1 pseudogene is annotated in these 208 nt (G+C 42.3%); it reads right to left on the reverse strand.

Annotation, left to right across the window (positions count from 1 at the left end):
* Positions 1-208, reverse strand: a pseudogene (locus CHH91_RS21085) (short-chain dehydrogenase); the annotation flags it as partial.

Genomic DNA, 208 nt, shown 5'->3' on the forward strand with positions numbered 1-208 from the left:
GGTTAAGGAGACAGCTGTGCAATGATGCTGTACTAATTCGTGTGCGAGCCCTTCTGCCATACGGATGACTGAGGTTTTCGCTAGATCATAAAACATTGGTAAGCGATAGTTCTCATTATTATACTCTTTTGTGCCATCGGTCATTTCTATGACAAGTCCACCTTCGTTTTTGATGAGCAATGGTAATGCGTAGTGGCTCGTAATCAAA

The organism is Virgibacillus sp. 7505 (assembly GCF_002272135.1).
In the GTDB taxonomy this organism is placed as follows: Bacteria; Bacillota; Bacilli; order Bacillales; family Amphibacillaceae; genus Terribacillus.